The sequence below is a fragment of the Streptomyces sp. NPDC090106 genome, from assembly GCF_044747265.1.
In the GTDB taxonomy this organism is placed as follows: domain Bacteria; phylum Actinomycetota; class Actinomycetes; order Streptomycetales; family Streptomycetaceae; genus Streptomyces.
On record NZ_JBIVDS010000004.1, the window covers coordinates 401269 to 419278 of the forward strand.

Consider the following 18010-nt stretch of genomic DNA (forward strand, 5'->3'; position numbering starts at 1 on the left):
CACCATTACCGGGCCCGGCGGCCTGACCGGAGGGCCGCACGGCCCGCGAGAGACCCCCGGCCGGAGCGCGGCCGAGCCGCGATCAGTGGCACTTTCCGATCACCTCTTCTTACAGTGGGGCAATGCGCACTGGTGAGCCCCTGCCCGCCGTGGGGGAGGTCCTCGCCGCCCTCGCGACCGGCCTGTGGCACTGGGACACCGCGAAAGCCCTGGTCACGGTGGACGCCGAGGCCGCCCGGCTGCTCGGGCTGCCCCCCGAGCCGACCACCCTCACCGAGGCCCAGACCCGGGCCCGGCTGCACCCCGTGGACTGGAACGAGATCACCGGCGTCGTCCAGCTCGCCGTCGCCGAGAACACCCTCGCCGAGGTCCGCATCCGGATCATGGACGAGCAGGGCCGGATCATCCGGGTCGTCCGCAGCCGCTCCAAGCCCCGCTACGACCCCGCACGCCGCGCCTACGTCCTCATCGGCGCCATGCAGGAGGTCACCGACCCCTCCCCGGGCACCGTGGCCGCCCGCTCCGCCGCCATCACGGGCGACTGGCGCCGCTCCCGCGAGGCGTTCCTGCTGGACGCCGGCCGCGCCCTCGCCGAGGCCCGCTCCACGGAGGAGGTCCTGCGGGTGGCGGCCGGGCTGTCCATGCCCGGCTTCTCCCCGGACGGACTGGCCGTCTTCGGCGCCGAGGGCGACCGGCTGAAAATCATCGGCCACCACGGACAGCAGCCCGGCGACGAGGACCCCTTCACCCATATGCCGCTGGACACGGACTACCCGGCTACGGAGGTCGTCCGCACCGGCCGCGCGGTCTATCTCTCCTCCCCCGAGCAGTACAAGTCGCGCTACCCGGTCACCTGGCCGCTCGCCGAGCACTTCGGCCGCCAGTCCTGGGCCTTCCTCCCGCTGACCGTGGCCGGCCGCACCATGGGCGCCTGGATGGCCGCCTTCACCTACCCCGTCGCCTTCACCCCCGACGAACGCTCGGTCCTCACCACCGTCGCCCGCATGCTCGCCCAGGCCCTCTCCCGTGCCGAGGCCACCGAGTCCGCCCGCGAGCTCACCGACGGACTCCAGCGCTCCATGCTGCCCAAGCTCGGCCCCGAGATACCCGGCATGCGGGTCGCCGCCCGCTACGTCCCCACCGGCGGCGGCCTCCAGGTCGGCGGCGACTGGTACGACATGATCCCGCTGCCCGGCGGACGCTTCGCCCTGGTCATCGGCGACGTCCAGGGCCACGACGTCCGCGCCGCGGGCCTCATGGGCCAGCTCCGCATAGCGCTGCGCGCCTACGCCTCGGAGGGTCACCGCCCCGACGCGGTCCTCTCCCGGGCCTCCCGCTTCCTGCACGGCATGACCTACGACGACGACCAGGACTCCCCGGACCTGCGCTTCGCGACCTGCCTCTACGTCGAGGTGGACCCCGCGAACGGCACCCTGGACATCGCCCGCGCCGGCCACCCCGACCCCGCGATCCGCATGGCCGACGGCACCGTCCTGCTGCGCCGCACGGACGGCGGCCTCCCGCTCGGCATCGACCCGGACGCCGACTACCCGACGACCCGCCTCACCCTGGAACCCGGCGAGACGGTCATGGTCTGCACGGACGGACTGCTGGAGACCGGCGGCCACGACCTGGACACCGGCTGGCAGCGGGTGCGCTCCATCCTGGAGGGCCACCGGGGCGACGACCTGGAGGCCCTGGCCGACGCCCTGGTCCAGGCGGTCCACGGCCCCTCCTCGCACCACACCAGGGGCCCGCTGACCGACCGCCGCGAGGACGACATAGCGGTCCTGCTGCTGCACCGCGAGGGCGCCGGCTGCGCGTGCGGCGGTCCCGCGCTCACCCTCCCGGCGATCCGGCGCACGATGCTCACCGTGGCCCAGGCGGAGCCGGAGCGGGTCGCGGTCGCCCGCGAGCAGCTGCGGGAGCTGCTGCACGACTGGACCTCCCGCGACCAGGTCGACTCGGCGGTCCTGCTGCTGTCGGAGACGCTCACCAACGTCCTCGTCCACACCGACGCGGACGCGCTGCTGCTGGCCGAGGTCCACGGCTCGGCCGCGGCCCGCCGCATCCGCGTCGAGGTCACCGACACCAGCGACGACCTGCCCCACAAGCGCCGCCCCGGCGAACTGGCCTCCTCCGGGCGCGGCCTGATGCTCATCGAGCTGCTCGCGGACGCGTGGGGCGTCGATCCGCGCGGCAGGGGCAAGAGCATCTGGTTCGAGCTCTACGAGCCGACGGAGCCCGCCGAGCCCGCCGCCTCCTCCGGTGCCTCCGAGGAGTAGCGCAGCCGCAGTTCGTGAACCACCCCGAAGACGGCGGCGGTGAGCGGGACGGCCAGCAGCATCCCGAGGACGCCGGCGACCGAGGCCCCCGCGGTGATGGCCACCATGACGACCGCCGGATGCATCTGCACGGTGCGGCTCTGGATCACGGGCTGGAGCACATGCCCTTCGAGGACCTGCACGGCGAGCACCACCCCGAGCGCCCACAGCGCGATCACGAACCCCCGGTCGGCGAGCGCGACGAGCACGGCGACCGCCCCGGAGATGAAGGCGCCCAGATAGGGGATGTAGGCCCCCACGAACACCAGCGCCCCGAGCCCGACCGCGCCCGGCACGTCCAGGACCAGCAGCCCGACGGTGATGCAGACGGCGTCGATCAGCGCGATGAGGGTGGTCCCCCGCATGAACCCCTCGACCGCCTCGAAGGCCCGCCGGGCGATGGCCTCGGCGAGATCCCCCGCCGACCGGGGGAAGAGCGACCGCACGGCACCGGAGGCCCGATAGGAGTCCCGCAGGAAGAAGAAGACGAGAAAGAGCGCGAGCACGGCCATGGCGAGCGTCTCCCCGACGACACTGACCCCGCTGATCACCCCCGAGGCGGCCGTGCCGCCGAACTTGGTCAGCAACTCCTTGGCGTTGGAGGCGAGATCGTCCAGCGAGGTCCCGGCCGCACCGAAGTGCGCGGCGATGTCCTGCGCGGCGTTCTTCAGCGAGGCGACGATCTGGTCCCCGGTGTCGATGAGCGCCGCGACGACGATGTACACGGCCCCGCCCACCACGCACACGACGGCGACACAGGTGAGCCCGGCGGCCAGCGACCGGTTCATCCGCCGCTCGACCAGCCACCGGTGCAACGGCCCCAGCAGCGCGGTCCCGAGCAGCGCGAGCAGCACCGGCACCACGGCGGTCCGGAACTCCACGCACAACCGGATCCCGACGTAGACGACCCCGGCGAGCAACAGCGCCACCGCACACCAGGCGGCGAACCGCCGAACGACTTCGGGAAGCAAGGGACGCACGGGAGCCTGCATGCTCCCATCTGGCCATACGTCAGTTCCCCTGTCGCGCGGGCTCGGCCGAACGGGAAGGGCCCGAAGACGCGGTCGGTCGCGTCTCCGGGCCCTGGTCGTCCCTCGGGGGTCGGCGTGCCCTTACAGGCCGCCCTCCGACATCCCGTGCACCGCGGGGATCGTCCCCAGGCGGCCCTTCTGGAAGTCCTCGAAGGCCTGCTGGAGTTCCTCGCGGGTGTTCATCACGAACGGGCCGTAGTGGGCCATGGGCTCACGGATCGGCTGTCCGCCCAGCAGCACGACCTCCAGGTCGGGCGTGTGGGAGTCCTGCTTCTCGTCCGCGCGCACCGTCAGGGATCCGCCGTCGCCGAACACGGCGGTCTGGCCGGTGCGGATCGGGCGGCGGTCGGCACCGACGGTGCCCTGTCCGGCCAGCACGTAGGCGAGGCCGTTGAAGTCCTCGCGCCAGGGCAGGGTGACCTCGGCGCCGGGGGCGACGGTGGCGTGGATCATCGTGATCGGGGTGTGGGTGATGCCGGGTCCGGCGTGCCCGTCCAGGTCGCCGGCGATGACGCGCAGGAGCGCGCCGCCGTCCGGAGTGGTGAGGAGCTGGACGCTGCCGCCGCGGATGTCCTGGTAGCGCGGGGCCATCATCTTGTCCTTGGCGGGGAGGTTCACCCACAGCTGGAGGCCGTGGAAGAGGCCGCCGGACACGACGAGGGACTCCGGGGGCGCCTCGATGTGCAGCAGGCCGGAGCCCGCCGTCATCCACTGGGTGTCGCCGTTGGTGATGGTGCCGCCACCGCCCTGGCTGTCCTGGTGGTCGAAGACGCCGTCGATGATGTAGGTCACGGTCTCGAAGCCGCGGTGCGGATGCCAAGGAGTCCCCTTGGGCTCTCCAGGCGCGTACTCCACCTCACCCATCTGGTCCATCATGATGAACGGGTCCAGGTGCCGGTAGTTGATCCCCGCGAAAGCGCGGCGCACCGGGAAGCCCTCGCCCTCGAAACCGCTCGGCGCGGTCGTGACGGCGAGTACGGGACGGGCCACGGCGTCTGCGGGCGCGGTGACGCGCGGCAGCGTCAGAGGGTTCTCGACGGTCACTGCAGGCATGGTTCCTACCTCCTTGATGCGACCACTTTAGTTGAGTGTTGAACTTTCTGCCACCCGTAACAGAGAAAGCCCGGAGGGCATTCCCTCCGGGCTCTCGTCGGTACGCGTCAGCCGTACATCCGGCGCATGGCGAACTCCACCATCTGCTCGACGGCCTTCGCGTCGAAGACCATCCGGTGCTCGCCCTCCATGTCCACCACGAAGCCGTAGCCGGTGGGCAGCAGGTCGATCACCTCGGCGCCGGTGATCACGAAGTACTTGGACTCCTTGCCCGCGTACCGGCGCAGCTCCTTGAGGGAGGTGAACATCGGGATCACCGGCTGCTGGGTGTTGTGCAGGGCGAGGAAGCCGGGGTTGTCCCCGCGCGGGCAGTAGACCTTCGACGTGGCGAAGACCTGCTGGAAGTCCTCGGCCGCCAGCTGGCCCGTGGTGAACGCCCGCACCGCGTCCGCGAGCGACGGCGCCGACGGCTCGGGGTACAGCGGCGGCTGCTGGCCGTACCCGCCGGCCGCGCCGGGCATCTGCTGCTGCGTGGCGTACTGCTGCTGCGCGCCCGCGCTCTGGTCGTAGCCGTACATGGGCGCAAGCGTACCCAGCCCACCGGGAGCGGCGGGGGCGGATGGCGGCCCCGGCCGTTCCGGTGGGAACCGTCACAGATGGCCGGATCGGGGTTGCGGCTTATTACCGACGGGTAGCATCATCGTATCGAAGCTACTTGCCGGTATGTGATCTAGCGCGAGGATCCAGTGCCTCGCCCGTCTCTCCAGGGAGCCGTCGCCATGGGGCACTACAAGTCGAATCTCCGCGACATCGAGTTCAACCTCTTCGAAGTACTCGGCCGCGACAAGCTGTACGGCACAGGTCCCTTCGAGGAGATGGACGTCGAGACCGCGAAAAGCGTCCTCGACGAGCTGACGCGCCTCGCGGAGAACGAGCTGGCGGAGTCCTTCGCCGACTCCGACCGCAACCCCCCGGTCTTCGACCCGGAGACCAACACCGCGCCGGTCACGCCCTCCTTCAAGAAGTCGTACAAAGCGTTCATGGAGTCCGAGTACTGGCGTCTGGGCGTGCCCGAGGCCATCGGCGGCACGACGGCTCCCCCGTCGCTGATCTGGTCGTACGCGGAACTGATCCTCGGCGCCAACCCGGCCGTGTGGATGTACTCCTCCGGTCCGGCGTTCGCCGGCATCCTCCACGACGAGGGCAACGACGTACAGAAGAAGATCGCCCAGATCGCCGTGGAGAAGACCTGGGGCTCCACCATGGTGCTGACCGAGCCGGACGCGGGCTCCGACGTCGGCGCCGGCCGCACCAAGGCGATCCAGCAGGAGGACGGCTCCTGGCACATCGAGGGCGTGAAGCGGTTCATCACGTCCGGTGAGCACGACATGGAGGAGAACATCCTCCACTACGTGCTGGCCCGTCCCGAGGGCGCCGGGCCCGGCACCAAGGGGCTCTCCCTCTTCCTCGTGCCCAAGTACCTCTTCGACTTCGAGACCGGCGAGCTGGGCGAGCGCAACGGCGCCTACGCCACGAACGTCGAGCACAAGATGGGTCTGAAGGCCTCCAACACCTGCGAGATGACCTTCGGCGACCGCCACCCCGCCAAGGGCTGGCTGATCGGCGACAAGCACGACGGCATCCGCCAGATGTTCCGCATCATCGAGTTCGCCCGGATGATGGTCGGCACGAAGGCCATCTCGACGCTGTCGACCGGCTACCTCAACGCCCTGGAGTACGCCAAGGAGCGTGTGCAGGGCACCGACCTGGCCGCCTTCGGCGACAAGGCCGCGCCCAAGGTCACCATCACCCACCACCCGGACGTGCGCCGCTCGCTGATGACGCAGAAGGCGTACGCGGAGGGCATGCGCGCGCTCGTCCTCTACACCGCCTCCGTCCAGGACGCGATCGCCGTCAAGGCCGCCGCGGGCGAGGACACCAAGGCCGAGCACGCCCTGAACGACCTGCTGCTGCCGATCGTGAAGGGCTACGGCTCCGAGAAGGGCTACGAGCAGCTCGCCCAGTCGCTCCAGACCTTCGGCGGCTCCGGCTTCCTCCAGGAGTACCCGATCGAGCAGTACATCCGGGACTCCAAGATCGACACCCTCTACGAGGGCACCACCGCGATCCAGGGCCAGGACTTCTTCTTCCGGAAGATCGTCCGCAACCAGGGCGCGGCGCTGAACTCGCTCGCCGAGGACATCAAGAAGTTCCTGGCGCTGGGCACCGGCGGCGAGGAGCTCTCCACCGCCCGCGAGCACCTCGCCAAGGCGGCCGTCGAGCTGGAGGCGATCGTCGGTCTGATGCTGACCGACCTCGCGGCCACCGAGCAGGACGTCAAGAACATCTACAAGGTCGGCCTCAACACGACCCGGCTGCTGATGGCCTCCGGTGACGTCGTCGTCGGCTACCTGCTCCTCAAGGGCGCGGCCGTGGCCGCCGAGAAGCTCCAGACCGCCTCCGCCAAGGACGTGCCCTTCTACACCGGCAAGATCGCGGCTGCGAAGTTCTTCGCGGCCACCGTCCTGCCCGGTGTCACGGGTGCGCGCAAGCTCGCCCAGGGCGTCGAGCTCGACCTGATGGAACTGGACGAGGCCGCGTTCTAGGACACATCGGCACAGCTGTCCGGAAGTCCGCACCGTCCGCGCCAGGGCCCGCTTCCCATCGCCGGGAGCGGGCCCTCGTACGTCGTTAAGGTGAACACCATGAGCGAACCCCCCCGCTTCGACCGCGGCCACACCGACGACCTCATGTCCTTCCTCGCGACGAGCCCCTCGCCGTACCACGCCGTGGCGAACACCGCCGAGCGGCTGGAGAAGGCCGGCTTCCGGCAGGTCGCCGAGACGGACGCCTGGGACGGGACGAGCGGCGGCAAGTACGTGCTGCGCGGCGGTGCGATCGTGGCCTGGTTCGTGCCCGAGGGCGCCGAGCCGCACACGCCGTTCCGGATCGTCGGCGCGCACACCGACTCCCCCAATCTGCGCGTCAAGCCGCTGCCGGACGCCGGGGCGCACGGCTGGCGGCAGATCGCCGTCGAGATCTACGGCGGTCCGCTGCTCAACTCCTGGCTCGACCGCGACCTCGGGCTCGCGGGCCGGCTGACCCTGCGGGACGGCACGACCCGGCTGGTCAACGTCGGACGTCCACTGCTGCGGGTCCCCCAGCTCGCGATCCACCTGGACCGTTCCGTCTCCGCCGACGGCCTCAAGCTCGACAAGCAGCGCCATCTCCAGCCTGTGTGGGGGCTCGGCAGCGACGTCCGCGACGGCGATCTGATCGCGTTCCTGGAGGAGGAGAGCGGGATCGCCGCGGGCGAGGTGACCGGCTGGGACCTGATGGTCCACTCCGTGGAGCCGCCCGCCTATCTGGGCCGGGACCAGGAGCTGGTGGCCGGGCCCCGGATGGACAACCTGCTGTCGGTGCACGCGGGGGTCGCCGCGCTGGCGGCCGTCTCGGCCGAGACCGGGCTGTCGTACATCCCGGTGCTGGCCGCCTTCGACCACGAGGAGAACGGCTCGCAGTCCGACACGGGCGCGGACGGGCCGCTGCTCGGCAGCGTGCTGGAGCGTTCGGTGTTCGCGCGCGGCGGCTCCTACGAGGACCGGGCGCGGGCGTTCGCCGGCACGGTCTGTCTCTCCTCCGACACCGGTCACGCGGTGCACCCCAACTACGCGGAGCGGCACGACCCGACGCACCACCCGCGCGTCAACGGCGGGCCGATCCTGAAGGTCAACGTCAACAACCGCTACGCCACGGACGGTTCGGGCCGGGCGATCTGGGCGGCGGCCTGCGAGAAGGCCGGTGTGCCCTTCCAGTCGTTCGTCTCCAACAACTCCATGCCGTGCGGCACCACGATCGGTCCGATCACCGCGGCCCGCCACGGCATCCGGACCATCGACATCGGCGTGGCCATCCTGTCGATGCACAGCGCCCGCGAGCTGTGCGGCACGGACGACCCGCATCTGCTGGCCAATTCGCTGGTCGCGTTCCTGGAGGGGTGAACCGCCCGGGGCCGGGTACCCGGCCCCGACGGAATCACCCTCCAGGGAGGACAGCCATGGGTCTCGGCGGATGCATCATCCTGATCGCCGTGGGAGCGATCCTGACGTTCGCGACGGACTGGGACATGCAGGGGGTCAATCTCGACCTCGTCGGCATCATCTTCATGGCCGTCGGCCTGATCGGCGTCGCCACGTTCAGCAGCATCGCCCGGCGCAGGCGGGTCATGGTGCCGCCCGCCACCACCGTCGTCGAGGACGACCGCCGTTACCGGGACATGTGAGCCGCGCGGTGGCACGGCGGACGAACCGGACTTGTGCGGATTCCGTGAAGGCCCGGCCGCTCGGAAGCCGCCCGGGGAACCGGTGAGGACATGAGATTCCTCGTACGCGACCGGCTCCTCGGCTTCGGTGACGACTACTGGATCGAGGACACCGACGGCAACAAGGTGTTCCTCGTCGACGGCAAGGCGATGCGCCTGCGGGACACCTTCGAGCTGAAGGACCGCCAGGGGCGGGTCCTCATCGACATCCGGCAGAAGATGCTCGCCCTGCGCGACACCATGCTGATCGAGCGGGACGGCGAGCCGCTCGCCACGATCAAGCGCAAGCGGCTGTCCCTGCTGCGCAACCACTACCGCGTCGCCCTCGCCGACGGCAGCACCGAACTCGACGTCAGCGGCAAGATCCTCGACCGGGAGTTCGCCGTGGAGTACGACGGCGAACTGCTCGCCGTCGTCTCACGCCGCTGGATGCACCTGCGCGAGACCTACGGCGTCGACATCGTCCGCGACGACGCCGACCCGGCGCTGCTGATCGCGGTGGCGGTCTGTGTGATCCACCTGGCGGAGAAGGAACGCGGCGAGGACTGAGGGGGCGGCGACGGCGGGGCGGCGTCAGCGGCGCGGGGCGTCCAGGCCCAGCACCCGGTCCTTGAGCGCCGGGAACCGCTCCCGGGTCGCGCCCGCCTCGGCGGGGTCGAACTCGACGGTGAGGACCTCCTCGCCGGGGCCCGCCTCGGCGAGGACCTCGCCCCACGGGTCGACCACGAGCGAGTGCCCGGCCTGCGGAACGCCCGCGTGCGTCCCGGCCGTTCCGCAGGCGAGCAGGAACGCCTGGTTCTCCAGCGCCCGCGCCCGGGCCAACAGCGTCCAGTGCGCCCGGCGCCGCTCCGGCCAGCCCGCGGACAGCACGAACGTCTCGGCGCCGGCGTCGACGAGCCCGCGGAAGAGTTCGGGGAACCTCAGGTCGTAACAGGTGCCCAGGCCGAGGGTGGTCGCGGGCAGACGGACCGTCACCAGCTCGTGGCCCGCGCCCATCAGCACGGCCTCGCCCTTGTCGAAGCCGAAGCGGTGGATCTTGCGGTAGGCGGCGACCAGCTCACCGGAGGGGGAGAAGACCAGCGAGGTGTTGTAGAGGGCGCCCTCGGTGGCGCCCTCGGCGGAACCGTCGCCCAGCGGCGCGCGCTCGGGGATCGAGCCCGCGTGCAGCCACACGCCCGCGTCGCTCGCCGCCTTCGCCATCGCCTCGTACGTCGGCCCCTCCAGCGGCTCGGCGCCGGTGGCGAACTCCTCGTAGGCGAACGCGCCGGTGGTCCACAGCTCCGGGAGGACGACCAGATCCGCCCCGGCCTGTTCGCGGACGAGCGAGGCCGCACGCAGCCGACGCGATTCGACCGATTCACCCTCGGTTACGGCGATTTGGATCAACGAGGCGCGCACACTACCACCGTCCTGGCATTCGAGCCGTGAAGACCGGCCTACGATCGTCACACGAAAGCACTGCCGGGGTGCCTCACAGCAGCGTAACTTAGCGTCCCAGACACCCGCCGTCAGCCACCTCCCGCAGGCAACGCCGCCGCCGCTTCATCCGCCCGTGTACCGACCGCCGAGGGGTCCCGTTCCGTGAGTCTGCATCCCACCCTCCAGCCCTACGCCGACGCCTGGACCCACTCCATCGACGCGATATCGGAGCTGGTGACCCCGCTCGTGGAGGGAGAGTGGAACCGGCGTACGCCCTGCCCGGGCTGGTCGGTCCGTGACGTGGTCTCCCATGTCATCGGTCTGGACTGCGAGATGCTCGGCGACCCCCGCCCCATCCACACCCTGCCGCGCGACCTCTACCACGTCACCAACGAGCAGCAGCGGTACACGGAGATGCAGGTCGACGTCCGCCGCCACCACACGGCGCCCGAGATGACGTCCGAGCTGGAGTACGTGATCATCCGCCGCAACCGCCAGCTGCGCAACGAGTCGCGGGACCCGGGCGCCAAGGTGCGCGGCCCCTACAGCACCGAGCTGACGCTGGAGCAGTCGATGCGCCGGCACGCCTTCGACGTCTGGGTGCACGAGCAGGACCTGCGGGCCGCCCTCGGCCGCCCCGGCAACCTCGACTCGCCGGGCGCGCACATCGCCCGCGACGTCCTGCTCGCGGAGCTGCCCGCGGTCGTCGCGGAGAAGGCCGACGCGCCCCGCAGCTCGGCCATCGTCTTCGACGTGCACGGCCCGGTGGAGTTCCTGCGCACGATCCGCGTCGACATCCAGGGCCGCGGCACCCTGGAGACCGCCCCCGCCCTCGGCCCGGCGGCCACCCTCACCCTCGACTGGGAGACCTACGTCAGGCTCGCCTGCGGGCGGGTCACCCCGGACGCGGTGCAGGACCGGCTGAAGACGGAGGGCGACGCCGAACTGACGGCGGCCATCCTGCGGAACTTCACGGTCACCAGGTAGTCCCGGGCGCGCCCGGCACGGCCCGCGGGTCTCCGCGGCGGTCCCACGGCCTGCGGGGTGTCCCCGAGGGGGCACTCACGCGGGCACGTGCACCGTCTCCACCCGGCTCGCCACGAGCCGCTCCCGCTCGCGGCGGATGGCCCGCTTGCGCAGCCGCAGGATCTGGCTGACGCCCAGCGCCTGGAGCACGAACACGGACGAGAAGGCGACGGTGTAGTCCTCGTCGGTGGCGTCCAGCAGGACCCCGACCGCGAACAGCGTCGTCATGGAGGCGACGAACCCGCCCATGTTGGTGATGCCGGACGCGGTGCCCTGCCGCTCGGGCGGGTTCGCGGGACGGGCGAAGTCGAAGCCGAGCATCGAGGCGGGACCGCAGGCCCCGAGCACCGAGCAGAGCACGACGAGCAGCCACATCGGCGCGTGCTCACCGGGATACGCCAGCGTCAGGGCCCACACGAGCGCCGTCGCGGCGACGGTCCCGAGCGCGAGCGGCAGCCGCGCCCCGTGGTGCCGGGCGACGACCTGGCCGTAGACGAGCCCGACGACCATGTTGGAGAGCACGACGAGGGTGAGCAGTTCACCGGCGGTCGCCCGGGACAGGCCCTGCGCCTCGACGAGGAAGGGCAGCCCCCACAGGAGCAGGAACACCATCGCCGGGAACTGGGTCGTGAAGTGCACCCACAGGCCGAGCCGGGTGCCGGGCTCCCGCCAGGACGCCGCGATCTGCCGGCGGACGTAGGCCGCGCCCTGGTGCGGGAACGGCTCCGGCTCGTGGCCCTCGGGGTGGTCCTTGAGGAACAGCACGAGCAGCACCAGGACGACCACACCGGCGAGCGCGCTGCCCGCGAAGGCCGCGGTCCAGCCGATGCCGTGCAGCAGCCGCGCGATGACCAGCGTGGAGACCAGGTTGCCGAGCATGCCCGCGAGGCCGGCGAGCTGGGCGACCAACGGCCCGCGCCGGGCGGGGAACCAGCGGGTGCCGAGCCTCAGGACGCTGATGAACGTCATCGCGTCACCGCAGCCGAGCAGGGCGCGCGAGGCGAGCGCGGTGCCGTAGGAGGGGGAGAAGGCGAAGCCCAGCTGGCCCGCGGTGAACAGCACCACGCCGATGGCCAGCACCTTCTTGGTGCCGAGCCGGTCGACGAGCAGCCCGACGGGTATCTGCATGCCCGCGTAGACGAGGAGCTGGAGGATCGAGAAGGTCGACAGGGCGGAGGCGTTGACGTGGAAGCGGTCGGCGGCGTCGAGGCCGGCCACCCCCAGCGAGGTGCGGAAGATGACGGCGACGAAGTAGACGGAGACACCGACGCTCCACACGGCCATCGCGCGCCGGCCGCCGGGCGGGTCGCCGGGCAGCGCGGTGGTGCCCGCCGAGCTGGAAGCCGGGCTCATCGGACCTCTCCCCGGGCCAGGTGCGAGAACCAGCCCACGTGCCGGTGGACGATGTCGACGGCGGCCTCCGCGTCACCGGAGCGCAGCGCCCGCAGGATCTCCTCGTGCTCGGCGAGGGTCTTGGCGATCCGGTCGGGGTGCGAGTGCAGGACCGCGACGCCCATCCGCAACTGCCGGTCGCGGAGCTGGTCGTAGAGCCGGGAGAGGATCTCGTTGCCGCCGCTGCGGACGATCTCGGCGTGGAAGCAGCGGTCGGTGACGGCCGCTGCGGCGAGGTCGCCCGCGGCGGCCTGCGCCTTCTGCTTCGCGAGGAGCTCCTCCAGCCGCTCGACGAGCCCGGGCGGGGCGGGCACGGCCTTGCGCGCCGCGTGCTCCTCGACCAGCAGCCGGGTCTCCACGACGTCCGCGATCTCCTGCGCGGAGACGGGCAGGACCAGGGCGCCCTTCTTCGGATAGAGCTTGATCAGCCCTTCCGCCTCCAGCCGCAGCAGCGCCTCACGGACCGGGGTGCGCGAGACGCCGACGGCCTCGGCGAGCTCGCCCTCGGTGAGCAGGGCGCCGCCCTCGTAGCGGCGCTCCAGGACGCCCTGCTTGACATGGGTGTAGACGCGGTCGGCGGCGGGTGGCGGCTTGACGGGCAGGGCGGGCGCGGAAGGCATGCGCACATCATAGATACAACAGGTACGCAAGCCGACCGCCGTCCAGGATGCGGACCCGGGGCGGACGGGCGGGCCGGACGAGCAGGGCGGACGTCAGCGGGCGGCCCCGGCGTCACTCTCCCGAGGTTCCTCCCAGTCAATCCCAGCCGCCGCACAACCTTCCGTGCTACTTACATGTCACACAGGTGCGGCCCCACCTTCTTCCCCTCCAACTCGGCCGCACTTCAGGGGCATTCGACGTATTCGGGGTATTTCAGTTGATAACCGCTACAAAGAGTCTCCGTGTCCGCAGGGCCACCGCCGTCGCGTTCACCGCCGGCGCCGTGCTCGCCACCGGAGCTCTCACCGCGGCACCCGCGCAGGCCGTGACGACGCCCACCATCACCGCCAAGAGCGGCTTCCTGATGAACGGCGCCACGGGCACGACCCTGTTCAGCAAGTCCGCGAGCACGCACCGCCTCACCGCGTCCACCACGAAGATCATGACCGCCAAGGTCGTGCTCTCCCAGTCGAACCTGAACCTGGACGCCAAGGTCACCATCAAGAAGGCCTACAGCGACTACATCGTCTCCAAGGGCGCGTCGTCCGCCCGGCTCATCGTCGGCGACAAGGTCACCGTCCGTCAGCTGCTCTACGGGATGATGCTCCCGTCCGGCTGCGACGCGGCGATGGCGCTGGCCGACAAGTACGGCACCGGCTCCACGGTCGCGGCCCGCACCAAGAACTTCATCTCCAAGATGAACAAGACGGCCGCGAGCCTCGGCATGACGAACACGCACTTCGACTCGTTCGACGGCATAAGCAACGGCTCCAACTACTCGTCCGCGAAGGACCTCACGCTGCTCGCCCGCAGCGCGATGAAGAGCTCCACCTTCAAGACGGTCGTCAAGACCAAGTCGTACACGGCGAAGACGACCACCAAGTCCGGCACCACCCGCACCATGGCGGCCTGGGCCAACACCAACACCCTGCTCGGCTGGAACGGCACGCTCGGCATCAAGACCGGCTCCGGCACCGAGTCGAAGTACTGCCTGGTGTTCGCGGCCACCAAGAACGGCGAGTCGGTCATGGGCGCCGTCCTGACGGCCTCCTCGGCGGCCAACCGCACCACCGACGTCAAGAAGCTCATCAACTACGGCTACGCGAAGATCAGCTAGCCGGCAGCGCACAGCACAGAGGGGGCCTGCGGCGGCAGGCCCCCTCTGTCATGTCCCCTGTCGTGTCACGACGGCGGGTTGCCCGTGGAGATGCCGAACTGCATCTCCGGGGCGTTCTCCGGGTCGAAGTCCGTGTCCGCGGCGGGGAACTGGTTCATGACCGTGCCCTGGCCGTACGTGTTCTCGTCGTAGTTCTTCACGTCGTAGTTCCAACCGGCCGCCTGGAGGCACTTCTTGACGGAGTCCCAGTTCTTGTACCGGAAGTCCGGCATCTTGACCTGGTCGGGGTCGTTGTACGACTCCTGCGGCTCGGTGCAGTCCGTGGTCTCGACCGTCTTGGTCGCGTCACCGGTGCGGTAGCCCGAGGGCTCGCTCGACTCGGAGGTCTCGGAGGCGCTCGCGCCGGGGTCCTTGCCGTCGTCGTCCGTGCCGCCCCCGTTGAGCGTCAGCGCGGCGATCAGACCGCCGACCGCGAGCACCGACACGAGGATCGAGCCGATGACGACCGGCCGGTTGCCCTTGCCGCCGCCCCCGGACGGCGCACCGTGCTGCTGCGGCGCGATGGTGTACGGCGGCGGGGTCGAGGCGGCGTACCCGTGCGGCGCGGGCGTCTGGTAGGCGCCCTGCTGCGGATAGCCGTACGACGGAGGAGGCGTCTGGGCCGGGGCCGGGGTGCCGTAGGGGTGGGGCGTCGGCTGGTACGGGGAGTGCACGGGGCCGGTCGGCGCCAGCGTCGACTGGTCGACCGGCGGGAACACCGCGGACCCCACGCCCGCGCCGCTCGCGGTCGGCGCGCCCGGGACGATGCTCGGCGCGGCGGCCTGGAAGGACGCGGCCACCCTGAGGCACTCGGTGCGCATCGCGTCGGCGCTCGGGAAGCGTTCGTTCGGGTTCTTCTTCAGCGCGCGGGCGACCAGCGCGTCGACGGCCGGGGGCAGCGATCTGTTGACGGAGGACGGCGCGACCGGCTCCTCCTGCACATGCGCGTACGCGATCGCCAGCGGCGAGTCCGCGTCGAACGGGAGCCGCCCGGTGACCAGTTGGAACAGCATGATGCCGACCGAGTAGAGGTCGGAGCGCGCGTCCACGCCCCGGCCGAGCGCCTGCTCCGGGGAGAGGTACTGCGGGGTGCCGACGACCATGCCGGTCTGCGTCATGGAGGTGACGCCCGACTGCATGGCGCGGGCGATGCCGAAGTCCATGACCTTGACCACACCGCGCTTGGTCATCATCACGTTGCCCGGCTTGATGTCCCGGTGCACCAGCCCCATCTCGTGGCTGATCTCCAGCGCCGCCAGCACATCGGCGGTGATCTTCAGCGCCTTGTCGGCGGGCATCGCGCCGAACTGCCGTACGTCCTCGTCGAGCACGGAACCCAGCGGGCGCCCCTCGACGTACTCCATGACGATGTACGGCATCGTCGTCCCGTCGAGGTTGTCCTCGCCGGTGTCGAAGACGGACACGATGTTGGTGTGCGTGAGCTTGGCCACGGCCTGCGCCTCGCGGCGGAACCGCTCACGGAAGGCCTGTTCACGGCCGAGTTCGGTGTGCAGTGTCTTGATCGCGACGGGGCGGTCGAGGACGGTGTCGTGCGCGAGGTGGACGGAGGCCATGCCGCCCTCGCCGAGCAGGTCGCGCAGTTGATAGCGGTTGTTCGCGAGCGCCCGCCCCGCGTACCGGCCCTGTGCGCCGTCCTGGCTCATCTTCCGCGTCCCCCATCGGCCTTCAGGCGCCGGCCCGACCGTCGTCGTGTGCGTCCCTGGCTCTGTCATTGATCGAATGAGTCATTCCCGGCCAAGTCTGCCCCACGGCACTGACAGGTCAAGCTCGGTGCCCGTTCCGTGACCGTACGCGAAAGAAGCGTCGCGGAAGAGTTACAGGGGCAGTACGGGCGGTACACAGAATTTGCACGACAGCGCGTGTTACCGCTTTGATGGCCGGTCCGTCCGGGGCCGGTCCACGGGTTCGACCCGGAACGAAGGCTTGCGCCGAGGCTGTAGCGTGGCCGACGGAGACCGTGACAACACCGCGCTCACCGCGGGCAGAAACGACGGCGAGGACTGATGGCACAGCAGCAGCGCGCTCAGGGCCCGTCCGACCCCGAGGCGACTGGCGGCGGGATGTCGGATGCGCCGGAGCTGTGGGGTAACAACGGACTGGTGGGGGACGGCCGGTACCGGCTCACCCGCAGACTCGGCCGGGGCGGTATGGCCGAGGTGTTCGCCGCCGAGGACGTCCGGCTCGGCCGGACGGTCGCCGTCAAGCTGCTGCGCGCCGACCTCGCCGAGGACCCCACGTCCAAGGCCCGGTTCACCCGCGAGGCGCAGTCCGTCGCCGGTCTCAACCACCACGCGATCGTCGCCGTGTACGACTCCGGCGAGGACTTCGTCGGCGGGCAGAGCGTCCCCTACATCGTGATGGAGATCGTCGAGGGCCGCACGATCCGCGATCTGCTGATCAACGCCGAGGCCCCGGGCCCCGAGCAGGCCCTGATCATCGTCTCCGGTGTCCTGGAGGCGCTCGCCTACTCGCACCAGCACGGCATCGTGCACCGCGACATCAAGCCGGCGAACGTCATCATCACGCACAACGGCGCCGTCAAGGTCATGGACTTCGGCATCGCCCGCGCGCTGCACGGCGCGTCCACCACGATGACGCAGACCGGCATGGTCATGGGCACCCCGCAGTACCTCTCCCCGGAGCAGGCGCTCGGCAAAGCCGTCGACTACCGCTCCGACCTCTACGCGACCGGCTGCCTGCTCTACGAACTCCTCGCGCTGCGGCCCCCGTTCGTCGGCGAGACCCCGCTGTCGGTGGTCTACCAGCACGTCCAGGACATCCCGACCCCGCCCTCGGAGGTCTCCGACGGCTCCCCGCCGGAGCTCGACGGCCTGGTCATGCGCTCCCTCGCCAAGGAGCCCGACGACCGTTTCCAGACCGCCGAGGAGATGCGCGGCCTGGTCCAGTACGGCCTCCAGATGCTGTACGACCACGGCGGCCACACCGGCACCTGGAACACCGGCCCGGTCCTCGCGCACGACGGCCGGCAGACCCCGCCGGGCGGCTTCGCCGGCACGACGGTGATGCACCACGCCGACGGCGGCCCCGGCGCCGGCACCACGCAGATCCCGCAGCCGATCCTGCCCACCGGGTACGGCGGCGGTGACGACGGCGGCTTCGAGGGGCACGGCAACCGGGGCAGTGGCCGCGGCAAGCTGTGGATCCTGGCGGTCCTCGCGGTGATCGCGATCGCGGCCGGTGTCGCGCTGGCGCTGAACGGCGGGAACGGCGACGGCGGCGACGGCGGCACCTCCCCCTCGCCGACCACCTCGCAGACCACCGGCGAGGAGACGGCCAGCGAGAGCCCGAGCGACGACACCACCGACGAGCCGACGGACGAGTCCACCGACGACACCTCCGGCTCCGGCTCGGACTGGACCCCGTCCTACACGCCCTCGCCCACCCCGTCGTACACGCCCTCGGAGACCGCGACGGAGCCCACGGACGAGCCGACGACGGCCGATCCGACCACCGCGGACCCGACGAACGTGCCGAGCGAGACCCCGGAACCGAGCGACCCGGACGAGGGAGAGACGAACGGCGGCACGACGGGCATCATCAACGGCGCCGGCTGAGTCGAACGGCCTCCGCGTCGAACGGCCTCCGC

Annotated in this window: 15 protein-coding genes; 8 read left to right on the forward strand and 7 right to left on the reverse strand. The window is 70.9% G+C overall.

From position 1 onward, the window contains the following. Positions 1–122: 122 nt before the first annotated feature. On the forward strand, positions 123–2285 hold the full coding sequence (locus tag ACIPSE_RS15580) for a SpoIIE family protein phosphatase (protein ID WP_401662582.1): 2163 nt from the start codon (positions 123–125) through the stop codon (positions 2283–2285). On the opposite strand, the gene ACIPSE_RS15585 is transcribed toward ACIPSE_RS15580, so the two are convergent. The 3 genes from ACIPSE_RS15585 to ACIPSE_RS15595 form a co-directional block, all read right to left on the reverse strand. Beyond that, positions 2228–3316 carry an AI-2E family transporter gene (locus ACIPSE_RS15585; protein WP_401662584.1) on the reverse strand — a complete coding sequence of 363 codons (1089 nt, stop codon included), beginning with the start codon at positions 3314–3316 and terminating at the stop codon, positions 2228–2230. The two genes, ACIPSE_RS15580 and ACIPSE_RS15585, sit on opposite strands and share 58 nt — an antisense overlap. Before the next feature lie 120 nt (positions 3317–3436). After that, positions 3437–4408, reverse strand: a complete 972-nt coding sequence (locus ACIPSE_RS15590) for a pirin family protein (RefSeq protein WP_401662586.1) — start codon at positions 4406–4408, stop codon at positions 3437–3439. Positions 4409–4515: 107 nt separating this feature from the next. Next, positions 4516–4986, reverse strand: coding sequence for an SseB family protein (locus ACIPSE_RS15595; RefSeq protein WP_401662587.1), 471 nt, complete (start codon positions 4984–4986; stop codon positions 4516–4518). A gap of 201 nt (positions 4987–5187) precedes the next feature. Between ACIPSE_RS15595 and ACIPSE_RS15600 the strand changes: the two genes are divergently transcribed. From ACIPSE_RS15600 to ACIPSE_RS15615, 4 genes are all read left to right on the forward strand, one after another. Then, positions 5188–7014 (forward strand): acyl-CoA dehydrogenase, encoded by a 1827-nt coding sequence (locus ACIPSE_RS15600; RefSeq protein WP_401662589.1) that lies wholly within the window; start codon positions 5188–5190, stop codon positions 7012–7014. Between the two features lie 99 nt (positions 7015–7113). Continuing rightward, the gene (locus tag ACIPSE_RS15605) at positions 7114–8409 is read left to right on the forward strand and encodes a M18 family aminopeptidase (RefSeq protein WP_401662591.1); all 1296 of its coding nucleotides are present in this window, start codon (positions 7114–7116) and stop codon (positions 8407–8409) included. A 56-nt stretch (positions 8410–8465) separates the two neighbouring features. Further along, positions 8466–8690: a DUF6458 family protein gene (locus tag ACIPSE_RS15610; protein WP_401662593.1), complete on the forward strand. Its 225-nt coding sequence runs from the start codon at positions 8466–8468 to the stop codon at positions 8688–8690. 90 nt (positions 8691–8780) lie between these two features. Next, positions 8781–9278, forward strand: a complete 498-nt coding sequence (locus ACIPSE_RS15615; RefSeq protein ID WP_401662595.1) for an LURP-one-related/scramblase family protein — start codon at positions 8781–8783, stop codon at positions 9276–9278. Positions 9279–9302: 24 nt separating this feature from the next. Here ACIPSE_RS15615 and ACIPSE_RS15620 read toward each other — a convergent pair whose 3' ends face one another. Continuing rightward, on the reverse strand, positions 9303–10127 hold the full coding sequence (locus ACIPSE_RS15620; RefSeq protein WP_401662597.1) for a carbon-nitrogen family hydrolase: 825 nt from the start codon (positions 10125–10127) through the stop codon (positions 9303–9305). Positions 10128–10310: 183 nt separating this feature from the next. Between ACIPSE_RS15620 and ACIPSE_RS15625 the strand changes: the two genes are divergently transcribed. Continuing rightward, on the forward strand, positions 10311–11135 hold the full coding sequence (locus ACIPSE_RS15625; RefSeq protein ID WP_401662599.1) for a maleylpyruvate isomerase family mycothiol-dependent enzyme: 825 nt from the start codon (positions 10311–10313) through the stop codon (positions 11133–11135). Between the two features lie 75 nt (positions 11136–11210). Here ACIPSE_RS15625 and ACIPSE_RS15630 read toward each other — a convergent pair whose 3' ends face one another. Further along, complete coding sequence (locus ACIPSE_RS15630) at positions 11211–12527, reverse strand: nitrate/nitrite transporter (RefSeq protein ID WP_401662601.1); 1317 nt, start codon at positions 12525–12527, stop codon at positions 11211–11213. Then, on the reverse strand, positions 12524–13186 hold the full coding sequence (locus tag ACIPSE_RS15635) for a GntR family transcriptional regulator (RefSeq protein WP_401662603.1): 663 nt from the start codon (positions 13184–13186) through the stop codon (positions 12524–12526). The genes ACIPSE_RS15630 and ACIPSE_RS15635 overlap by 4 nt, the downstream gene beginning before the upstream one ends. Positions 13187–13443: 257 nt before the next feature. Between ACIPSE_RS15635 and ACIPSE_RS15640 the strand changes: the two genes are divergently transcribed. Continuing rightward, positions 13444–14343, forward strand: a complete 900-nt coding sequence (locus ACIPSE_RS15640; protein ID WP_401662605.1) for a D-alanyl-D-alanine carboxypeptidase family protein — start codon at positions 13444–13446, stop codon at positions 14341–14343. Between the two features lie 65 nt (positions 14344–14408). On the opposite strand, the gene ACIPSE_RS15645 is transcribed toward ACIPSE_RS15640, so the two are convergent. Next, a complete protein-coding gene (locus ACIPSE_RS15645; protein WP_401662607.1) occupies positions 14409–16046 on the reverse strand; it encodes a protein kinase in 1638 nt (545 codons plus the stop codon). A 360-nt stretch (positions 16047–16406) separates the two neighbouring features. On the opposite strand from ACIPSE_RS15645, the gene ACIPSE_RS15650 reads away from it, so the two are divergent. Then, positions 16407–17978 carry a protein kinase gene (locus ACIPSE_RS15650; protein ID WP_401662609.1) on the forward strand — a complete coding sequence of 524 codons (1572 nt, stop codon included), beginning with the start codon at positions 16407–16409 and terminating at the stop codon, positions 17976–17978. The last annotated feature ends 32 nt before the right edge of the window (positions 17979–18010 follow it).

Excerpts from the sequence above, each read along its gene's own strand:
- ACIPSE_RS15580 (WP_401662582.1), top strand. The coding sequence starts at position 123 with ATGCGCACTGGTGAGCCCCTGCCCGCCGTGGGGGAGGTCCTCGCCGCC.
- ACIPSE_RS15585 (WP_401662584.1), bottom strand. The coding sequence starts at position 3,316 with ATGCAGGCTCCCGTGCGTCCCTTGCTTCCCGAAGTCGTTCGGCGGTTC.
- ACIPSE_RS15590 (WP_401662586.1), bottom strand. The coding sequence starts at position 4,408 with ATGCCTGCAGTGACCGTCGAGAACCCTCTGACGCTGCCGCGCGTCACC.
- ACIPSE_RS15595 (WP_401662587.1), bottom strand. The coding sequence starts at position 4,986 with ATGTACGGCTACGACCAGAGCGCGGGCGCGCAGCAGCAGTACGCCACG.
- ACIPSE_RS15600 (WP_401662589.1), top strand. The coding sequence starts at position 5,188 with ATGGGGCACTACAAGTCGAATCTCCGCGACATCGAGTTCAACCTCTTC.
- ACIPSE_RS15605 (WP_401662591.1), top strand. The coding sequence starts at position 7,114 with ATGAGCGAACCCCCCCGCTTCGACCGCGGCCACACCGACGACCTCATG.
- ACIPSE_RS15610 (WP_401662593.1), top strand. The coding sequence starts at position 8,466 with ATGGGTCTCGGCGGATGCATCATCCTGATCGCCGTGGGAGCGATCCTG.
- ACIPSE_RS15615 (WP_401662595.1), top strand. The coding sequence starts at position 8,781 with ATGAGATTCCTCGTACGCGACCGGCTCCTCGGCTTCGGTGACGACTAC.
- ACIPSE_RS15630 (WP_401662601.1), bottom strand. The coding sequence starts at position 12,527 with ATGAGCCCGGCTTCCAGCTCGGCGGGCACCACCGCGCTGCCCGGCGAC.
- ACIPSE_RS15635 (WP_401662603.1), bottom strand. The coding sequence starts at position 13,186 with ATGCCTTCCGCGCCCGCCCTGCCCGTCAAGCCGCCACCCGCCGCCGAC.
- ACIPSE_RS15645 (WP_401662607.1), bottom strand. The coding sequence starts at position 16,046 with ATGAGCCAGGACGGCGCACAGGGCCGGTACGCGGGGCGGGCGCTCGCG.
- ACIPSE_RS15650 (WP_401662609.1), top strand. The coding sequence starts at position 16,407 with ATGGCACAGCAGCAGCGCGCTCAGGGCCCGTCCGACCCCGAGGCGACT.